Raw genomic sequence first — 14526 nt, 5'->3', positions numbered from 1 at the left:
GGTTTGCCATCCGTGAGGGTGGGCGGACCGTGGGCGCCGGCGTGGTCACCAAGATCCTGGAGTGAGGTGAGGCATGCCCAAGATCCGCATCAAGCTACGGGGCTTTGACCACAAGACCCTGGACGCCTCGGCCCAGAAGATCGTGGAAGCGGCCCGGCGCTCCGGGGCTCAGGTCTCGGGTCCCGTGCCCCTGCCTACCCGGGTTAGGCGCTTCACCGTGATCCGGGGTCCTTTCAAGCACAAGGACTCCCGGGAACACTTTGAGCTGCGCACCCACCACCGCCTGGTGGACATCCTGAACCCCAACCGCAAGACCATTGAGAGCCTTATGTCCCTGGACCTGCCCACCGGGGTGGAGATCGAGATCAAGACCGTGGGGGGTGGCAAATGAAGGGCATCCTGGGCATGAAGGTGGGCATGACCCGGATTTACCGGGAGGACCGGGCCATTCCCGTCACCGTGATCCTGGCGGGTCCCTGCCCGGTGATCCAGCGCCGGACGCCGGAAAAGGATGGGTATACGGCGGTCCAGCTGGGCTTCCTGCCCCAAAACCCCAAGCGGGTGAACCGGCCCATGAAGGGGCATTTCGCCCGGGCTGGAGTGGGGCCGGTGCGCATCCTGAAGGAGATCCGCGGCTTCAACCCGGAAGGCGACGTGGTGACCGTGGAGATCTTTAAAGCGGGGGAGCGGGTGGACGTGACCGGCACCTCCAAGGGCCGGGGTACGGCGGGGGTGATGAAGCGTTGGAACTTCGCTGGCGGCCCTGATTCCCACGGTGCCCACAAGATCCACCGCCACCCTGGGTCCATCGGGAACCGCAAGACCCCGGGCCGGGTCTACAAGGGAAAGAAAATGGCCGGGCGCTATGGGGCTGAGCGGGTCACGGTGATGAACCTCGAGGTGGTGGACGTGATCCCCGAGGAAAACCTCCTCTTGGTCAAGGGTGCGGTGCCCGGTCCCAACGGGGGCTTGGTGCTGGTGCGCGGGACCAAGAAGGTGGCCAAGTAAAGGAGGGTATGGTGTACCAGATTCCTGTTCTCTCCTCGTCTGGCAAGCGGGAGCTTTCCGTTGACCTTCCCCAGGAGATCAATCCCCATCTCCTTTGGGAGGTGGTGCGCTGGCAGCTGGCGAAGAGGCGCCTGGGGACAGCCAGCACCAAGACCCGGGGTGAGGTGGCCTATTCCAGCCGCAAGATCTACCCCCAGAAGCACACGGGGCGAGCCCGCCACGGGGATATCGGCGCCCCCATCTTCGTGGGGGGTGGGGTGGTTTTTGGCCCCAAGCCCCGGGACTACAGCTACACCTTGCCCAAGAAGGTGCGGCAGGCGGGTTTGGCCATGGCCGTGGCCGACCGGGCCAGGGAGGGCAAGCTCCTTTTGGTGGAGGATTTCCCCGGCGTGAACGGCAAGACCAAGGAGTTTTTGGCCTGGGCCAAGGCCGCGGGGCTGGACGGCGCGGAAAGCGTCCTCCTGGTGACGGCCAACGAGGTGGTGCGCCGGGCGGCCCGCAACCTTCCTTGGGTGGTAACCCTGGCCCCGGAAGGGCTCAACGTCTACGACATCCTGCGCACCGGACGCCTGGTCATGGACCTGGCGGCCTGGGAATCCTTCCAGGCCCGCGTGGGGGGTGAGGCATGAAGACCGCCTTTGACGTGATCCTGGCCCCGGTGCTTTCCGAGAAGGCCTATGCCGGCTTCGCCGAGGGCAAGTACACCTTCTGGGTCCACCCCAAGGCCACCAAAACGGAGATTAAAAACGCTGTGGAGGCGGCCTTTAAGGTCAAGGTGGTGGGGGTGAACACCATGACGGTGCGGGGCAAGAAGAAGCGCCTGGGCCGTTACCTGGGCAAGCGCCCCGACCGCAAGAAGGCCATCGTGCAGGTGGCTGCCGGGCAGAAGATCGAGGCCTTGGAGGGCCTCATCTAGACCTAAGCCGGGAGGGGGGCCCGGCCCCGATCCGGCAAGGGAGGCATAGAGGATGGCAGTAAAGAAGTTCAAACCCTACACCCCAAGCCGCCGCTTCATGACGGTGGCGGACTTCTCCGAGATCACCAAAACGGAGCCGGAGAAGTCTTTGGTCAAGCCCCTGAAGAAGACGGGGGGGCGGAACAACCAGGGGCGCATCACCGTGCGCTTCCGGGGGGGTGGCCACAAGCGGCTTTACCGGATCATCGACTTCAAGCGCTGGGATAAGGCAGGCATCCCCGCCAAGGTGGCGGCCATCGAGTACGACCCCAACCGCTCGGCTCGCATTGCCCTCTTGCACTATGCTGACGGGGAAAAGCGCTACATCATCGCCCCCGATGGCCTGCAGGTGGGCCAGAAGGTGGTGGCGGGGCCGGATGCCCCCATCCAGGTGGGCAACGCTTTGCCCCTCCGCTTCATCCCCGTGGGTACCGTGGTGCATGCGGTGGAGTTGGAGCCCAAGAAAGGGGCCAAGCTGGCCCGCTCCGCCGGTACCAGCACCCAGATCCAGGGCCGGGAAGGGGATTACGTGATCCTGCGCCTGCCTTCCGGGGAGCTTAGGAAGGTGCACGGGGAGTGCTACGCCACCATCGGGGCTGTGGGCAACGCCGACCATAAGAACATCGTTCTGGGCAAGGCGGGCCGTACCCGCTGGCTGGGCCGCAAGCCCCATGTGCGCGGTGCCGCCATGAACCCCGTGGACCACCCCCACGGGGGTGGTGAGGGCCGGGCACCCCGGGGCCGTCCCCCGGCCTCCCCTTGGGGCTGGCAGACCAAGGGCCTTAAGACCCGGAAGCGGCGGAAGCCCTCCAGCCGCTTCATCGTCGCCCGGCGCAAGAAGTGAGGTGAGCCATGCCACGTAGCTTGAAGAAGGGCGTATTCGTTGACGAACACCTCTTGGAGAAGGTGCTGGAGCTGAACGCCAAGGGGGAAAAGCGGCTCATCAAGACCTGGAGCCGCCGCTCCACCATTGTCCCCGAGATGGTGGGCCATACCATTGCGGTCTACAACGGCAAGCAGCACGTGCCCGTTTACATCACCGAGAACATGGTGGGGCACAAGCTGGGAGAGTTCGCCCCCACCCGCACCTACCGGGGGCACGGCAAAGAGGCTAAGGCCACCAAGAAGAAGTAGCCATGGAAGCGAAAGCCATTGCCCGTTACGTGCGCATCTCCCCCAGGAAGGTCCGCCTTGTAGTGGACCTGATCCGGGGGAAGAGCCTCGAGGAGGCCCGCGCCATCCTGCGCTACACCCCTAAGCGGGGGGCCTATTACGTGGCCAAGGTGCTGGAGTCCGCCGCCGCCAATGCGGTCAACAACCACGACATGCTGGAGGAGCGGCTTTACGTGAAGGCGGCCTTTGTGGACGAGGGGCCCGCCCTAAAGAGGGTGCTTCCCCGGGCCCGGGGCCGGGCGGACATCATCAAGAAGAGGACCAGCCACATCACGGTGATCTTGGGGGAGAAACATGGGAAATAAGATCCACCCCATTGGGTTTAGGCTCGGCATCACCCGGGACTGGGAGTCCCGTTGGTATGCGGGGAAGAAGCAGTACCGCCATCTTCTTTTGGAGGACCAGAAGATCCGTGAGGTCCTCACCAAGGAGCTTTACCCGGCAGGTCTGGCCCGTATTGACATTGAGCGGGCTGCGGACAACGTGGCCGTAACCGTGCACGTGGCCAAGCCTGGCGTGGTCATCGGCCGGGGCGGGGAGAAGATCAAGGTCCTGAGGGACACCCTTTCTCAGCTCACCGGCAAGAACGTGGCCCTGAACGTCCAGGAGATCCATAACCCCAACCTCTCGGCTCCCCTGGTGGCCCAGCGGGTGGCGGAGCAGATTGAGCGCCGCTTTGCCGTGCGCCGGGCCATCAAGCAGGCGGTGCAGCGGGTCATGGAGGCGGGGGCCAAGGGGGCCAAGGTGATCGTCTCGGGGCGCATCGGTGGCGCCGAGCAGGCCCGCACCGAGTGGGCCGCCGAGGGCCGGGTGCCCCTCCACACCCTTCGTGCTAACATAGACTACGGCTTCGCCTTGGCCCGCACCACCTACGGGGTGCTGGGGGTCAAGGCCTACGTGTTCCTGGGCGAGGTGATTGGCGGCCAGAAGCCCAAGGCCCGGACCGAGGAGCCAAGGGCGGAGGAGAGGCCCCGCCGCCGCCGCCCAGCGGTGCGCGTGAAGAAGGAGGAGTAGGCCATGTTGATGCCCAGGCGCATGAAGTACCGCAAGCAGCACCGGGGCCGCATGAAGGGGGCGGCCAAGGGGGGTGATTACGTGGCCTTTGGGGACTTCGGCCTGGTGGCCATGGAACCCGCCTGGATCACCTCCCAGCAGATTGAGGCGGCCCGTGTGGCCATGGTGCGCCACTTCCGCCGTGGGGGGAAGATCTTCATCCGCATCTTCCCCGACAAGCCCTACACCAAGAAGCCCCTCGAGGTGCGGATGGGTAAGGGTAAGGGCAACGTGGAAGGCTACGTGGCGGTGGTGAAGCCGGGGCGGGTGATGTTTGAGGTGGCGGGGGTCACGGAGGAGCAGGCCCTCGAGGCCTTGCGCATTGCCGGCCACAAGCTTCCCATCCGGACCAAGATCGTGAGGAGGGATGCCTACGATGAAGCCCAATGAGATCCGCAAGCTCTCACCCAGCGAGATTGAAAAGCTGGTTCGGGAGAAGAAGCGGGAGCTGATGGAGCTTCGCTTCCAGGCCTCTATCGGCCAGCTTTCCCAGAACCATCGGGTGCGGGAGACGAGGCGCCTCATCGCCCGGCTCCTCACGATCCTGAACGAGAAGAAGTTGCTTTCCCGTGAGGGAAACACCGAAGGGAGGGCCAATGCCTAAGAAGGTGCTGACCGGGGTGGTGGTGAGCGACAAGATGCAGAAGACCGTCACGGTCTTGGTGGAGCGCCAGTTCCCCCACCCCCTTTACGGCAAGGTGATCAAGCGCTCCAAAAAGTACCTGGCCCACGACCCCGAGGAGAAGTACAAGGTGGGGGACGTGGTGGAGATCATCGAAGCCCGCCCCATCTCCAAGCGCAAGCGCTTTCGGGTATTGCGCCTGGTGGAGGGGGGGCGGCTGGACCTGGTGGAGAAGTATCTGGTGCGTAGGCAAAACTACGCCAGCCTTTCCAAGCGGGGAGGTAAGGCATGATCCAGCCCCAAACCTACCTGGAGGTGGCCGACAACACCGGGGCCCGCAAGATCATGTGCATCCGGGTCCTGAAAGGTTCCAACGCCAAGTACGCCACCGTGGGGGATGTGATCGTGGCCAGCGTAAAGGAGGCCATCCCTCGCGGGGCGGTGAAGGAAGGGGACGTGGTTAAGGCGGTGGTGGTGCGCACCAAAAAGGAAGTAAAGCGCCCTGATGGCTCGGCCATCCGCTTTGACGACAACGCCGCCGTCATCATCAACAACCAGCTGGAGCCCCGGGGCACCCGTGTGTTCGGACCCGTGGCGCGGGAACTTCGGGAAAAGGGGTTCATGAAGATTGTCTCCCTGGCTCCGGAGGTGCTCTGATGCAGGCCAAGGTGCATGTGAAGAAGGGGGACACGGTTCTGGTGGCCTCCGGCAAGTACAAGGGCCAGGTGGGCAAGGTGAAGGCGGTTTTTCCCAGGAAGGGTGCGGTCATCGTGGAGGGGGTGAACATCGTCAAGAAGGCGGTGCGGGTCAGCCCCCAGCATCCCCAGGGTGGCTTTGTGGAGCAGGAAGCCCCCCTGCATGCCTCCAAGGTGCGCCCCATCTGCCCTGCATGCGGCAAGCCCACCCGGGTGCGCAAGAAGTTCCTGGAGGATGGCCGCAAGATCCGGGTTTGCGCCAAGTGCGGCGGGTCTTTGGACGTGGAGGAGTAAGATGCCCCTGGATGTAGCGCTGAAAAGGAAATACTACGAGGAGGTGCGGCCCGAGCTCATCCGCCGCTTCGGCTACCAAAACGTCTGGGAGGTGCCTCGGCTGGAGAAGGTGGTGATCAACCAGGGCTTGGGCGAGGCCAAGGAGGACGCCCGCATCCTGGAGAAGGCCTCTCAGGAACTTGCCCTCATCGCCGGTCAAAAGCCAGCCATAACCCGGGCCAAGAAGTCCATCTCCAACTTCAAGCTGCGCAAGGGGATGCCCATCGGGCTCAGGGTTACCCTGCGGGGCGATCGCATGTGGATCTTTCTGGAAAAGCTCCTGCACGTGGCGCTTCCCCGCATCCGCGACTTCCGGGGGGTAAACCCGGGTAGCTTTGACGGCCGGGGCAACTACAACCTGGGCCTTAGGGAGCAGCTCATCTTCCCGGAGATCACCTACGACATGGTGGACACCCTTAGGGGCATGGATATTGCGGTGGTCACCACCGCCCGGACCGACGAGGAGGCCAAGGCCCTTTTGGAGCTTCTGGGCTTCCCCTTCCGCGAGTGAGGCGAGCATGGCGAGAAAAGCGTTGATCGAAAAGGCCAAGCGTACCCCCAAGTTCAAGGTGCGGGCCTACACCCGTTGCGTGCGCTGCGGGAGGGCCAGGAGCGTCTACCGCTACTTTGGGCTCTGCCGGCTTTGCCTGCGGGAGCTTGCCCACAAGGGCCAGCTTCCCGGGGTGAAGAAGGCCAGCTGGTAGGCCGTGGCCGGTCGGGGGGGTTCCCTCGAGACCGCATGGTCCAGGAGTGAGGTAAAAGGAGAGAGGAAATGTTGACGGACCCCATTGCCGACATGCTGACCCGGATTCGGAACGCCACCCGGGTCTACAAGGAGAGCACCGAGGTACCCGCCTCCCGTTTCAAGGAGGAGATCCTCAAGATCCTGAAGCGGGAGGGCTTCATCAAGGGGTACGAGCGGGTGGAGGTGGACGGTAAACCCGTCCTGCGCATCTACCTCAAGTACGGGCCAAGGCGCCAGGGGTTGGATCCCCGGCCCGAACAGGTCATCAACCATATCCGCCGCATCAGCCGTCCTGGGCGGCGGGTCTATGTGGGGGTCAAGGAGATCCCCCGGGTGCGCCGCGGCCTGGGGATTGCCATCCTGTCCACGCCCAAGGGGGTTCTCACCGATCGGGAGGCCCGGCGGTTGGGCGTGGGTGGGGAGCTCATCTGTGAGGTGTGGTGATGTCTAGGATTGGCCGGCTTCCCATTCCCTTGCCCAAGGGGGTCACCCTGGAGGTGGCTCCGGGGCTCGTTAAGGTCAAAGGCCCCAAGGGCGAGCTTTCCGTGCCCATCTCCCCGGAGATGCGGGTGGTGGTGGAGGAGGGGCTGGTGCGGGTGGAAAGGCCCTCGGATGAAAGGCGGCACAAGAGCCTCCACGGCCTAACCCGAACCCTCATCGCCAACGCCATCAAAGGGGTTTCCGAGGGGTACGTGAAGGAGCTCCTCATCAAGGGCATCGGTTACCGGGCCCGGCTTGCGGGTCGGGCGGTGGAGCTCACCGTGGGCTTCAGCCACCCCGTGGTGGTGGAGCCGCCGGAGGGGGTGACCTTTGAGGTCCCCGAACCCACCAAGATTCGCGTTCTGGGCATAGACAAGCAGAAGGTGGGGCAGGTGGCCGCCAACCTCCGCGCCATCAAGAAGCCCAGCGCCTACCATGAGAAGGGCATCTACTACGCGGGCGAGCCCGTCCGCCTTAAGCCCGGCAAGGCCGGGGCCAAGAAGTAGGGGGAACCATGGCACGGCTTACCGCATACGAACGCCGCAAGTTCCGGGTGCGCAACCGCGTCAAGCGCGCGGGCCGGCTCCGCTTATCCGTCTTCCGGAGCCTCAACCACATCTACGCCCAGATCATTGACGACGAGAAGGGCCATACCCTGGTGGCCGAGTCCAGCCTGGCCTTGAAGCTTAAGGGCAACAAGACGGAGGTGGCCCGGCAGGTGGGCCGGGCCCTGGCGGAGAAGGCCAAGGCCCTGGGGATCACCAAGGTGGCCTTTGACCGCGGTCCCTACAAGTACCACGGCCGGGTAAAGGCCTTGGCGGAAGGGGCCAGAGAAGGGGGCCTGGAGTTCTAGGTCACTTAGCGAGGAGGAAGCATGCCCGAGACCGATTTTGAAGAGAAGATGATCCTGGTGCGGCGCACCGCTAAGACCTACCAGGGTGGCCGCCGCTTCCGCTTCGGAGCCTTGGTGGTGGTGGGGGATCGGCAGGGCCGGGTGGGCCTGGGCCTGGGTAAGGCCAAGGAGGTGCCCCTTGCGGTGCAGAAGGCGGGGTACTACGCCCGCCGCAACATGGTGGAGGTGCCCATCCAAAACGGCACCATTCCCCATGAGATTGAGGTGGAGTACGGAGCTTCCAAGATCCTCCTGAAGCCGGCAGCCCCGGGCACGGGGGTGATCGCGGGGGCGGTTCCCCGGGCCATCCTCGAGCTTGCCGGGATCACGGATATCCTCACCAAGGAGCTGGGGAGCCGTAACCCCATCAACATCGCTTACGCCACCATGGAGGCCCTCAGGCAGCTTAAGACCAAGCAGGATGTGGAGCGCCTGCGGAAAGGCGGTGAGGAGTGATGGCCAAGCTTAAGGTCAAGCTGGTGAAAAGCCCCATTGGGTATCCCAAGGACCAGAAGGCGGCCTTGAAGGCCCTGGGGCTGACCAAGCTCCACAAGGAAAAGGTCTTTGAAGACCATCCCGCCATACGGGGGAACATCAAGAAGGTGGCCCACCTGGTGCGGGTGGAGGTGCTGGAATGAGGCTCACCGATCTAAAACCCAATCCTGGTGCCAACAAGAGGCGGAAGCGGGTGGGGCGGGGCCCTGGCTCCGGCCATGGCAAGACGGCCACCCGGGGCCACAAGGGGCAGAAGTCCCGCTCCGGCGGCCTCAAGGACCCGCGCCGCTTTGAGGGGGGGCGCTCCACCACCCTGATGCGCCTGCCCAAGCGGGGGATGCAGGGCCAGGTGCCCGGGGAGATCAAGAGGCCCAGGTACCAGGGGGTGAACCTGAGGGACCTGGCCCGCTTCGAGGGGGAGGTGACCCCCGAGATGCTGGTCCAGGCCGGGATTCTGAAGAAAGGGTATAGGCTAAAGGTGCTGGGGGAGGGGGAGGCGAAGCCCCTTAAGGTGGTGGCCCACGCCTTTTCCAAAACCGCCCTGGAGAAGCTAAAGGCTGCAGGCGGCGAGGCCGTCCTACTGGCCCCCTTGCCTGAAGGGCAAACCCCTAAGGAGGCTTAGGATGCTTAAGGCCTTCCGGAGCGCCCTGGCCATTCCCGAACTGCGCCAGCGGATCCTCTTCACCCTGCTGGTGTTGGCCGCCTACCGCCTGGGGGCCTTTATCCCCACCCCGGGGGTGGACCTGGACAAGATCCAGGAGTTCCTGCGCACCACCCAGGGGGGGGTTTTCGGCATCATCAACCTCTTTTCGGGCGGAAACTTTGAACGCTTCTCCATCTTCGCCTTGGGGATCATGCCCTATATCACCGCGGCCATCATCATGCAGCTTTTGGTGAACGTGGTCCCCGCCCTGGAGAAGCTTTCCAAGGAGGGTGAGGAGGGCCGCCGTATCATCAACCAGTACACGCGGATCGGCGGCATCGCTCTGGGGGCTTTCCAGGGATTCTTTCTGGCCACCGCCTTCCTGGGGGCGGAGGGCGGGCGCTTCCTCCTTCCGGGCTGGTCCCCCGGTCCCTTTTTCTGGCTGGTGGTGGTGGTCACCCAGGTGGCGGGCATCGCCCTTCTCCTTTGGATGGCGGAGCGCATCACCGAGTACGGCATCGGCAACGGCACCAGCATGATCATCTTTGCCGGGATCGTGGTGGACTGGCTGCCGCAGCTTTTCCGCACTGCAGGCCTCATCCGCACCGGGGAGGTGAACCTGGTGGCCTTCCTCTTCTTCCTGGCCTTTATCGTCTTGGCCTTTGCCGGGATGGCGGCGGTGCAACAGGCGGAAAGGCGCATCCCTGTCCAGTACGCCAGGAAGGTGGTGGGCAGAAGGGTCTATGGGGGGCAGGCCACCTACATCCCCATCAAGCTGAACGCCGCTGGCGTCATCCCCATCGTGTTCGCCGCAGCCATCTTGCAGATCCCCATCTTCCTCACCGCGCCCTTCCAGGACAACCAGGTTCTCCAGGCCATCGCCAACTTCTTCAACCCCACCCGGATCTCCGGCCTCCTCATCGAGGTGGTGCTCATCGTCCTTTTCACCTACGTCTACACCGCGGTCCAGTTTGACCCCAAGCGGATTGCGGAAAGCCTCCGGGAGTACGGGGGCTTCATCCCGGGCATCCGTCCTGGGGAGCCCACGGTGAAGTTCCTGGAGCACATCGTTTCCCGCTTGACCCTCTGGGGGGCTCTTTTCCTGGGCCTGGTGGCGGCGTTGCCCCAGATCATCCAGAACCTCACCGGGGTGAGGAGCATCGCCTTTTCCGGCATCGGCCTTCTCATCGTGGTGGGCGTGGCCCTGGATACCCTTAGGCAGATTGAGAGCCAGCTGATGCTGAGGAACTACGAGGGGTTCCTTTCCAAGGGCCGCATCCGCGGCCGCACGCGCTAGGAGGGAGGATGGGGGAAGCGGTGATCTTCTTGGGGCCGCCGGGTGCGGGAAAGGGTACCCAGGCGGCCAGGTTGGCGGAGGAACTGGGCTTCAAAAAGCTTTCCACCGGGGACATCCTGCGGGACCATGTGGCCCGGGGCACGCCCTTGGGGCAACAGGTGAAGCCCATCATGGACCGGGGGGACCTGGTGCCCGATGAGCTCATCCTGGCCCTCATTCGGGAGGAGTTGGCCGAGCGGGTGATCCTGGATGGTTTTCCCCGCACCCTGGCCCAGGCGGAAGCTTTGGACCAACTCCTCCGGGAAACGGGAACCCGGCTCCTTGGGGTGGTGCTGGTGGAGGTGCCGGAGGAGGAGCTCATCGCCCGGATGCTCAAGCGGGCGGAGCTTCAGGGGCGTTCGGACGATAACGAGGAGACCATCCGGCACCGTCTCCGGGTATACCGGGAGAAGACCGAGCCTCTGGTGCAGTATTATGAGAAAACGGGCGCTTTGAGGCGGGTGGATGGCCTGGGTACCCCTGATGAGGTCTACGCCCGCATCCGGGCTTCCTTAGGAATCTGATGGCCATCAAGCTGAAGAGTCCATGGGAGATTGAGCGCATGCGGGAGGCGGGGGCCCTCCTCACCGAGGTGGTGGAGGAGGTGGGGCGGCACGTGGAGCCCGGCATCACCACCAAGGAGCTGGACCGGATCGCCTACGAGGCCATAAGGAAGCGCAAGGCCAAGCCGGCCTTCCTGGGTCTTTATGGGTTTCCCGCCACCCTGTGCACCTCGGTGAACGAGGTGGTGGTTCACGGCATTCCCTCGGAGGAGCCCCTAAAGGAAGGGGATATCCTTTCCGTGGATGTGGGCCTCCTCTACGGGGGGTTTGCCGCGGACATGGCCCGTACCTTTCCCGTGGGCAAGGTTTCCCCGGAGGCGGAAAGGCTCATAAGGGACACGGAGGCTGCCTTCTGGGAGGGGTTTAAGTACCTTAGGCCCGGCTACCGCATCGGGGATGTGGCCCATGCGGTGCAGACTTTTCTGGAAAGCCGTGGGTACGGGGTGGTGCGGGAGTTCGTGGGGCACGGGGTGGGGCGGGAGATCCATGAGGATCCCCAGCTGCCCAACTTCGGCAAGCCGGGAACGGGACCTAAGATCCGGCCCGGTATGACCCTGGCCCTCGAGCCCATGGTCACCTTGCGCCCAGCTTCTGTGGTAATATTGGAAGATGGCTGGACGGCGAGCGCCGGAGCGGGCAACCTCGCCGCCCACTACGAGAACACCGTCTTGGTGACGGAAGAGGGCCCGGAGCTTCTCACCGGGGTTGCCCTGGTGCGGGCGCAGTAGGAGGGGTATGGCGAAGGAGAAGGACACCATTCGGGCAGAGGGCGTGGTTACCGAGGCCTTGCCCAACACCACGTTTCGGGTGAAGCTGGACTCGGGACCCGAGATCCTGGCCTACATCTCGGGCAAGATGCGCATGCACTACATCCGCATCCTGCCTGGGGACCGGGTGGTGGTGGAGATTACCCCCTACGACCCCACGCGGGGCCGCATCGTGTACAGGAAGTAGGAGGCGAGATGAAGGTACGGGCATCGGTGAAAAAGATGTGCGAGAAGTGCAAGGTGGTGCGCCGGCACGGTCGGGTGTACGTGATCTGCGAAAACCCGAAGCACAAGCAGCGGCAAGGGTAAGGAGGGAACGTGGCGAGGATTGCAGGCGTGGAGATTCCCAGGAACAAGCGGGTGGATGTGGCCCTCACCTACATCTACGGGGTGGGGCCGGCCCGGGCCAAGGAGGCCTTGGAGAAGACGGGGATCAACCCGGCGACCCGGGTAAAGGACCTCACCGAGGCGGAGGTGGTGCGCCTTCGGGAGTACGTGGAGAACACCTGGAAGCTGGAGGGTGAGCTCAGGGCGGAGGTGGCCGCCAACATCAAGCGCCTCATGGACATCGGTTGCTACCGGGGCCTCCGCCACCGCCGCGGATTGCCGGTGAGGGGGCAGCGCACCCGTACCAATGCCCGTACCCGCAAGGGTCCCCGCAAGACGGTGGCGGGTAAGAAGAAGGCGCCTAGGAAGTAGTTCTAGGGCCAGTGGATACTCCTAAAGCTGAGGGAGAGTATGGCCAGAAAAGCGACCAAGAAAAAAGTCAAGCGACAGGTGGCCAGTGGGAAGGCGTATATCCACGCCTCCTACAACAACACCATCGTCACCATCACCGACCCGGACGGCAACCCCATCACCTGGTCCTCGGGTGGGGTCATCGGCTACAAGGGGAGCCGCAAGGGCACCCCATATGCGGCCCAGCTTGCGGCCATGGACGCCGCCAAGAAGGCTATGGCCTACGGCATGCAGAGCGTGGACGTGATCGTGCGCGGCACCGGGGCGGGTCGGGAGCAGGCCATCCGGGCCCTCCAGGCCTCGGGTTTGCAGGTGAAGTCCATCGTGGACGACACCCCTGTGCCCCATAACGGCTGCCGGCCTAAGAAAAAGTTCCGCAAGGCTTCGTAAGGAGTAGGAGAAGATGGGTCGTTACCTTGGTCCAGTTTGCCGTCTTTGCCGCCGGGAAGGAGTGAAGCTTTACCTGAAGGGGGAGCGTTGCTACAGCCCCAAGTGCGCCATGGAGCGCCGCCCCTACCCTCCGGGGCAGCACGGGCAGAAGCGCACCCGCCGGCCTTCCGACTACGCGGTGCGCCTGAGGGAGAAGCAGAAGCTCCGCCGCATCTACGGGATCTCCGAAACCCAGTTCCGCAACCTCTTTGAGGAGGCCAGCCGCAAGAAGGGGGTTACGGGTACCGTTTTCCTGGGGCTTTTGGAGTCCCGCTTGGACAATGTGGTCTACCGGCTGGGCTTTGCCGCTAGCCGCCGCCAGGCCCGGCAGATGGTGCGCCATGGGCACATCACCGTGAACGGGCGCCGGGTGGACCTTCCCGCCTACCGGGTGAAGCCGGGGGACGAGATCGCCATCGCCGAGGGCAGCCGCAACCTGGCCTTCGTCCGGGAGAACCTCGAGGCCATGAAGGGCCGCAAGGTGGGCCCCTGGCTTTCCTTGGACGTGGAGGGGATGAAGGGCAAGTTCCTGCGCCTGCCGGATCGGGAGGACCTGGCCCTGCCCGTGAACGAGCAGCTGGTGGTGGAGTTCTACTCCAGGTAGCCCTAGAGGGGCCCGGCCTGTCCGGGCCCCTATATTGGCAAGGAGGTCTATGTTAGAGAGCAAGCTGAAAGCCCCGGTCTTCACGGTGCGCACCCAGGGGCGGGAGTATGGGGAGTTCGTCCTGGAGCCCCTGGAGCGGGGGTTCGGCGTCACCCTGGGCAACCCCTTGAGGCGGATTCTCCTTTCCTCCATCCCCGGGACCGCGGTCACCAGCGTCTACATTGAGGATGTCCTCCACGAGTTCTCCACCATTCCGGGGGTCAAGGAGGATGTGGTGGAGATCATCCTGAACCTGAAGGAGCTGGTGGTGCGCTTCCTGGACCCCAGGATGCAGACCACCACCCTGATCCTAAAGGCCCAAGGCCCTAAGGTGGTCAGGGCGGGGGATTTTGTCGTACCCCCCGATGCGGAGATCCTGAACCCGGACCTCCCCATCGCCACCTTAGAGGAGGGGGGTAAGCTTTACATGGAGGTGCGGGTGGACCGGGGCGTGGGGTACGTGCCCGCCGAGCGCCACGGCATCAAGGACCGGATCAACTCCATCCCCGTGGACGCCATCTTTTCCCCTGTGCGCCGGGTGGCCTTCCAGGTGGAGGATACCCGGCTTGGCCAGCGCACCGACCTGGACAAGCTGACCCTTAGGATCTGGACGGACGGTTCCGTGACCCCCCTGGAGGCCCTGAACCAGGCGGTGGAGATCCTTAGGGAGCACCTTTCCTACTTCGCCAACCCCCAGGCCACCTCCCTGCCTGCCCCGGAGCCGGCTTCGGCGGAGCGAGGGGAAGGGGAGGAGGACCTGGACCTTCCTCTGGAGGAGCTTGGGCTTTCCACCCGGGTTCTCCACAGCCTTAAGGAGGAGGGGATTGAGTCGGTGCGGGCGCTTTTGGCCTTGAACCTCAAGGACCTTAAGAACATCCCCGGCATCGGGGAAAGGAGCCTCGAGGAGATCCGCGAGGCTTTGGCCAAGAAGGGCTTCGCCCTAAAGGAGTGAGACC

Annotated in this window: 31 protein-coding genes; all 31 read left to right on the top strand. The window is 64.3% G+C overall.

The window, feature by feature from the left end:
• The coding region (locus tag DK874_RS12055; protein WP_162798730.1) for an EF-Tu C-terminal domain-related protein at positions 1–65 on the top strand (65 nt) is incomplete at its 5' end.
• Between the two features lie 8 nt (positions 66–73).
• Positions 74–391 (top strand): 30S ribosomal protein S10, encoded by a 318-nt coding sequence (gene rpsJ / locus DK874_RS05445; RefSeq protein WP_015718109.1) that lies wholly within the window; start codon positions 74–76, stop codon positions 389–391.
• Entirely contained in the window at positions 388–1008 is a 621-nt protein-coding gene (gene rplC, locus DK874_RS05440; protein ID WP_114312991.1) for a 50S ribosomal protein L3, read from the top strand. Before rpsJ ends, rplC begins: the two co-directional genes overlap by 4 nt.
• 8 nt (positions 1009–1016) lie before the next feature.
• The gene (gene rplD / locus DK874_RS05435) at positions 1017–1637 is read left to right on the top strand and encodes a 50S ribosomal protein L4 (RefSeq protein WP_162798727.1); all 621 of its coding nucleotides are present in this window, start codon (positions 1017–1019) and stop codon (positions 1635–1637) included.
• Positions 1634–1924: a 50S ribosomal protein L23 gene (locus DK874_RS05430; protein WP_015718106.1), complete on the top strand. Its 291-nt coding sequence runs from the start codon at positions 1634–1636 to the stop codon at positions 1922–1924. The genes rplD and DK874_RS05430 overlap by 4 nt, the downstream gene beginning before the upstream one ends.
• Positions 1925–1976: 52 nt before the next feature.
• Positions 1977–2807 carry a 50S ribosomal protein L2 gene (gene rplB, locus DK874_RS05425; protein WP_114312990.1) on the top strand — a complete coding sequence of 277 codons (831 nt, stop codon included), beginning with the start codon at positions 1977–1979 and terminating at the stop codon, positions 2805–2807.
• A gap of 8 nt (positions 2808–2815) precedes the next feature.
• The gene (gene rpsS / locus DK874_RS05420; protein ID WP_114312989.1) at positions 2816–3097 is read left to right on the top strand and encodes a 30S ribosomal protein S19; all 282 of its coding nucleotides are present in this window, start codon (positions 2816–2818) and stop codon (positions 3095–3097) included.
• Between the two features lie 2 nt (positions 3098–3099).
• Positions 3100–3441, top strand: coding sequence for a 50S ribosomal protein L22 (gene rplV, locus DK874_RS05415; protein ID WP_114312988.1), 342 nt, complete (start codon positions 3100–3102; stop codon positions 3439–3441).
• A complete protein-coding gene (rpsC, locus tag DK874_RS05410) occupies positions 3431–4150 on the top strand; it encodes a 30S ribosomal protein S3 (protein WP_114312987.1) in 720 nt (239 codons plus the stop codon). Before rplV ends, rpsC begins: the two co-directional genes overlap by 11 nt.
• Positions 4151–4153: 3 nt before the next feature.
• Positions 4154–4579 (top strand): 50S ribosomal protein L16, encoded by a 426-nt coding sequence (rplP, locus tag DK874_RS05405; protein WP_038058331.1) that lies wholly within the window; start codon positions 4154–4156, stop codon positions 4577–4579.
• Positions 4566–4793, top strand: a complete 228-nt coding sequence (gene rpmC, locus DK874_RS05400) for a 50S ribosomal protein L29 (protein ID WP_114312986.1) — start codon at positions 4566–4568, stop codon at positions 4791–4793. Before rplP ends, rpmC begins: the two co-directional genes overlap by 14 nt.
• Positions 4786–5103 carry a 30S ribosomal protein S17 gene (rpsQ, locus tag DK874_RS05395; protein ID WP_114312985.1) on the top strand — a complete coding sequence of 106 codons (318 nt, stop codon included), beginning with the start codon at positions 4786–4788 and terminating at the stop codon, positions 5101–5103. Before rpmC ends, rpsQ begins: the two co-directional genes overlap by 8 nt.
• Positions 5100–5468, top strand: a complete 369-nt coding sequence (gene rplN / locus DK874_RS05390; protein ID WP_003043914.1) for a 50S ribosomal protein L14 — start codon at positions 5100–5102, stop codon at positions 5466–5468. Before rpsQ ends, rplN begins: the two co-directional genes overlap by 4 nt.
• Positions 5468–5800 carry a 50S ribosomal protein L24 gene (gene rplX, locus DK874_RS05385; RefSeq protein ID WP_114312984.1) on the top strand — a complete coding sequence of 111 codons (333 nt, stop codon included), beginning with the start codon at positions 5468–5470 and terminating at the stop codon, positions 5798–5800. The genes rplN and rplX overlap by 1 nt, the downstream gene beginning before the upstream one ends.
• A gap of 1 nt (position 5801) precedes the next feature.
• On the top strand, positions 5802–6350 hold the full coding sequence (gene rplE, locus DK874_RS05380) for a 50S ribosomal protein L5 (RefSeq protein ID WP_114312983.1): 549 nt from the start codon (positions 5802–5804) through the stop codon (positions 6348–6350).
• Positions 6351–6357: 7 nt separating this feature from the next.
• Positions 6358–6543, top strand: coding sequence for a type Z 30S ribosomal protein S14 (locus DK874_RS05375; protein ID WP_018111303.1), 186 nt, complete (start codon positions 6358–6360; stop codon positions 6541–6543).
• Positions 6544–6611: 68 nt separating this feature from the next.
• Positions 6612–7028, top strand: coding sequence for a 30S ribosomal protein S8 (gene rpsH, locus DK874_RS05370; protein WP_114312982.1), 417 nt, complete (start codon positions 6612–6614; stop codon positions 7026–7028).
• Positions 7028–7570, top strand: coding sequence for a 50S ribosomal protein L6 (rplF, locus tag DK874_RS05365; protein WP_114312981.1), 543 nt, complete (start codon positions 7028–7030; stop codon positions 7568–7570). The genes rpsH and rplF overlap by 1 nt, the downstream gene beginning before the upstream one ends.
• An 8-nt stretch (positions 7571–7578) precedes the next feature.
• Entirely contained in the window at positions 7579–7917 is a 339-nt protein-coding gene (gene rplR, locus DK874_RS05360) for a 50S ribosomal protein L18 (RefSeq protein WP_114312980.1), read from the top strand.
• A gap of 21 nt (positions 7918–7938) precedes the next feature.
• The gene (rpsE, locus tag DK874_RS05355; protein ID WP_015718093.1) at positions 7939–8412 is read left to right on the top strand and encodes a 30S ribosomal protein S5; all 474 of its coding nucleotides are present in this window, start codon (positions 7939–7941) and stop codon (positions 8410–8412) included.
• Positions 8412–8594, top strand: a complete 183-nt coding sequence (gene rpmD, locus DK874_RS05350; RefSeq protein ID WP_038041272.1) for a 50S ribosomal protein L30 — start codon at positions 8412–8414, stop codon at positions 8592–8594. The genes rpsE and rpmD overlap by 1 nt, the downstream gene beginning before the upstream one ends.
• On the top strand, positions 8591–9073 hold the full coding sequence (gene rplO / locus DK874_RS05345) for a 50S ribosomal protein L15 (RefSeq protein ID WP_114312979.1): 483 nt from the start codon (positions 8591–8593) through the stop codon (positions 9071–9073). The genes rpmD and rplO overlap by 4 nt, the downstream gene beginning before the upstream one ends.
• Before the next feature lies 1 nt (position 9074).
• Positions 9075–10391, top strand: coding sequence for a preprotein translocase subunit SecY (gene secY / locus DK874_RS05340; protein WP_114312978.1), 1317 nt, complete (start codon positions 9075–9077; stop codon positions 10389–10391).
• Between the two features lie 8 nt (positions 10392–10399).
• A complete protein-coding gene (locus tag DK874_RS05335; protein WP_114312977.1) occupies positions 10400–10954 on the top strand; it encodes an adenylate kinase in 555 nt (184 codons plus the stop codon).
• Complete coding sequence (gene map, locus DK874_RS05330) at positions 10954–11721, top strand: type I methionyl aminopeptidase (protein WP_114312976.1); 768 nt, start codon at positions 10954–10956, stop codon at positions 11719–11721. The genes DK874_RS05335 and map overlap by 1 nt, the downstream gene beginning before the upstream one ends.
• Positions 11722–11728: 7 nt before the next feature.
• Positions 11729–11947, top strand: a complete 219-nt coding sequence (gene infA / locus DK874_RS05325; protein WP_003043942.1) for a translation initiation factor IF-1 — start codon at positions 11729–11731, stop codon at positions 11945–11947.
• 8 nt (positions 11948–11955) lie between these two features.
• Entirely contained in the window at positions 11956–12069 is a 114-nt protein-coding gene (gene rpmJ, locus DK874_RS05320) for a 50S ribosomal protein L36 (RefSeq protein WP_014514895.1), read from the top strand.
• A 9-nt stretch (positions 12070–12078) separates the two neighbouring features.
• Positions 12079–12459, top strand: a complete 381-nt coding sequence (gene rpsM, locus DK874_RS05315) for a 30S ribosomal protein S13 (RefSeq protein ID WP_015718087.1) — start codon at positions 12079–12081, stop codon at positions 12457–12459.
• Positions 12460–12498: 39 nt separating this feature from the next.
• Positions 12499–12888, top strand: coding sequence for a 30S ribosomal protein S11 (rpsK, locus tag DK874_RS05310; protein WP_015718086.1), 390 nt, complete (start codon positions 12499–12501; stop codon positions 12886–12888).
• A 13-nt stretch (positions 12889–12901) separates the two neighbouring features.
• Positions 12902–13531, top strand: coding sequence for a 30S ribosomal protein S4 (gene rpsD / locus DK874_RS05305; RefSeq protein ID WP_114312975.1), 630 nt, complete (start codon positions 12902–12904; stop codon positions 13529–13531).
• Positions 13532–13580: 49 nt separating this feature from the next.
• The gene (locus tag DK874_RS05300) at positions 13581–14522 is read left to right on the top strand and encodes a DNA-directed RNA polymerase subunit alpha (RefSeq protein ID WP_114312974.1); all 942 of its coding nucleotides are present in this window, start codon (positions 13581–13583) and stop codon (positions 14520–14522) included.
• Positions 14523–14526: the final 4 nt, after the last annotated feature.

Source organism: Thermus caldifontis (assembly GCF_003336745.1).
GTDB classification, from domain to species: Bacteria; Deinococcota; Deinococci; order Deinococcales; family Thermaceae; genus Thermus; species Thermus caldifontis.
This window is presented reverse-complemented; position numbering and strand designations above follow the sequence as displayed.